The 3,040-nt window shown below is 42.6% G+C and carries 2 protein-coding genes; both read right to left on the bottom strand.

Annotated elements, in window-relative coordinates; translation table 11 throughout:
- The coding region (locus tag N2K84_RS20025) for a sulfatase family protein (RefSeq protein WP_282593610.1) at positions 1-1,418 on the bottom strand (1,418 nt) is incomplete at its 3' end.
- A 109-nt stretch (positions 1,419-1,527) separates the two neighbouring features.
- On the bottom strand, positions 1,528-3,040 hold a 1,513-nt coding region (locus N2K84_RS20030), incomplete at its 5' end, for a glycoside hydrolase family 38 C-terminal domain-containing protein (RefSeq protein WP_282593611.1).

The following is a 3,040-nucleotide window of genomic DNA, read 5'->3' on the forward strand; positions in this document are numbered from 1 at the left end:
TAATTTTGACCAGGCATCGTACCTCGTTGCCGTTCAATATTTAACGCTTCCCCGGTTTCCCGATCGAACCAGTCAGGAGTTAATTGATCCGGTGTTGTATCCCCGGTATTCATTTGCCAATTTTCCAACCAGCTTCTCAATTCCACTAATTTTCCTTGGTACTTTGGTAATGAAGCCACATTCAATATCTGTTCATGATCATTTTCTAAATCAAACAACTCTTCTTTTGAACGTGGCACCATAAAAATATCAGCCTGTGCAGGTGTCAGTTCTCCTTCATCACGAAGTTGGTTTAGTGATTGCTGAGTTGCTGAAATTTTAGAATCTGCAGGACCACTATTGCTCAAATTCGGTCTTTCATTTAACACGTAAAGAAAGTCTTTCGTCCTGATCATCCGTTCGTATGCCTCGTAATCGTGCCAATTATGTTCTGCAAAAACCGCGTTACGTATTTCGGCAGTGGGATTTTCCAATATTGGCACAAAACTTTTTCCCTGGATTTCATCTGGGGATCCAATTCCAGCAATTTCAAGAATAGTAGGTGCAATATCAATTGAACTGATCAGGCTTTCCGTCAGTCCCCCCTTTTCCTTTAATCCATGTGGCCAATAAACAATAAATGGTGTTTTCATTCCACTGTCATATACCCGGGTTTTGCATCTGGGGAAAGGACGTCCATTATCAGCCATCACGATAATCAATGTATTGTCCAAAACCTCTTGTTTCTCCAATTCCGCCCTGACCTTTCCTATATAAAAATCAAACCGGGCAATTTCGTTATAGTATGAGGCCATATCCCGACGGGTTTCCGGTGTATCTGCAAAATAAACAGGCACATCCAACCTATCAGGATCATGCGTAATAAGGAAATTGTCAGCCCCCCATATACGGTGTGCATCATGTGAGGCCAGCCAAAAAAAGAAAGGCTTGCCTTTAGGACGCTCCCTAATGAACCTTACCCAGTTGTCTTCCCCTCCGTCTCCATTATCATATCCATTCTTATCGGTGTACCGGTGGAAAGCCCGATGAGCTGCCGACCCCATGTGCCATTTTCCTGCATGGGCAGTATAATACCCCTGTTCTTTCATAAGTAGAGGAAATGGAATTTCAGTTTCAGGCAGTTCAGTATGCAATTCGGCAGCCCCGTTCGAGTGGGGGTACTTGCCAGAGATAATACTGCAACGACTCGGACTGCATGAACTAGATGTTAAAAATGCATTGGTAAAACGCAACCCTTCACTGGCAAGTTTATCGATATTAGGTGTTTTTACAAACTCATTTCCATAACAACCAAAGTCATTCCAACTAACATCATCGGCAATAATAAAAACAAAATTTGGTTTATCCTGGGCATGTAAAATGGTCGGTAGCGCCAAGGTACTGGCAAATAACACTTCTTTAATATATCTATGTTTCATTATCGGGTAACTTTAATCAATCATTTTTCGGGCGGAACATTTTTGGGCTTGGCCTGGCAAGCTGTTAAAGCTGACAAAACAGCAATGCCTGAATATTTGGCTAAAAACCTCATCTCAAAACAAACTTCTTATTGCCTTTATATTCATCCTTCAGGGGCTGCAGCAACTTAATGTCATCGGCCTCTATTTGTGCAACGGTTATTGCAAAAACCTTAATCTTATTGTTTTCTGGCAGGGTAAGTTCTGTAGTACCTTCAGGTAGATCGATTTCATATTTGTACATGTGCGAATATTGGTAGGACGCATTTTTGGATGGGTAGTGGTTATGATGATGCGATGCAAACCAGGCAATATTGGCGTTTTTCACAAATGGTTCATTCACCGCAAGGACTTCTGTTTCACTGTCATTTAGTTCGCGCGTATAGGGTTGACCAATAAAACCGAGCCAATCCTGGATATCTAAAGCAATGCTTTTCCCACCAATGGAAAAATTACCGGTAACATCTTCCGTCGCAGCTGCCAGTATGTATAATTTGTTGTAATTACCTGACGGCAATTCAATAGTCTGGCCCTTACAACTGACCGCATTTTTTTGTTCATCCTCACGGTCCCCCATTTTAAAGCGAACCCCTTCGCTGACAATTGTATCGGGAATAAGTTCAGCAGGATAATTCTTCCTGATATACGTAACTCCGTCACCCTTTCCTACTTCACTCAAAGATCCGTCGGCCCTGTTTCGGTCAAAACTCATAACATCTTCGTTATGGGGTATTGTCACACTGGTTTGAGCATCATTGAAACTTGCTTGCGGAGCAATTTTTACAGCAAAACTACGGATCGCATAATGTGTGATGTCAAAATTCAATGTTTTGTCGGAAAAATCGATAGGCCCAATTTTTTGCTCCTGCCCGTTTACTTCGTAAGCATCTTCTATTTTTGCCTGAAATATGGCCTTGATATTTTCTTGGTCTTTGCCCAATAACTCATTTACACGAACGATGTAGTAATCGCTGTTTTCCGCTTTTTTGAAAGCCATTAATCCCACACAAGGATCGTTAAAACCTAAAAAAGAAACCATCTTACCTAGCATCCCCGCGTGTTTTGGCGCTTCAAAAGACACAAGGGGGTTATTCAAAAACTCGGCTTGCTGGGGTGTCTCCCCCTCATTCCAGTTACCCGGGTGGCTGTATATTCCGTATTTGACGTGGTGAATCCCAAAATCCTGCGAACCTTGATGATTGAATCGATGATCATTTATCCCTGGGGTAAACAATAAAGTCAGGCGCAAGGTGTGATTATCGGGTTTGTCCGAGCCGTATTTACAATCTTCCAGCACTGAAACGCCAAATTCTCCGGATTTATCAGTCAGATCAAACCACTGTCTGGTCGGAACTTCAAACTTCTTGGAATGGTTGGTACCCCGTTGTATGGTACCTACGCCCATGTTATAGGTGGCATTTTCATTTTCTGCCACCAGTGGGAAGGAGGCTTTTAAACTGACTGATGTTGATTGCCAATCAATCTGGTTGGCTATCTCCAGTCTTTTACCGGCGTTTCCGGCTGCAAGGCTCAACACCTGGGTGATCTCGGAGTTACGTTTCTTACGCGTTATTTCCAATGCG

Origin of the sequence: Gaoshiqia sediminis, from assembly GCF_025907915.1 — a bacterium.
In the GTDB taxonomy this organism is placed as follows: Bacteria; Bacteroidota; Bacteroidia; order Bacteroidales; family Prolixibacteraceae; genus Gaoshiqia; species Gaoshiqia sediminis.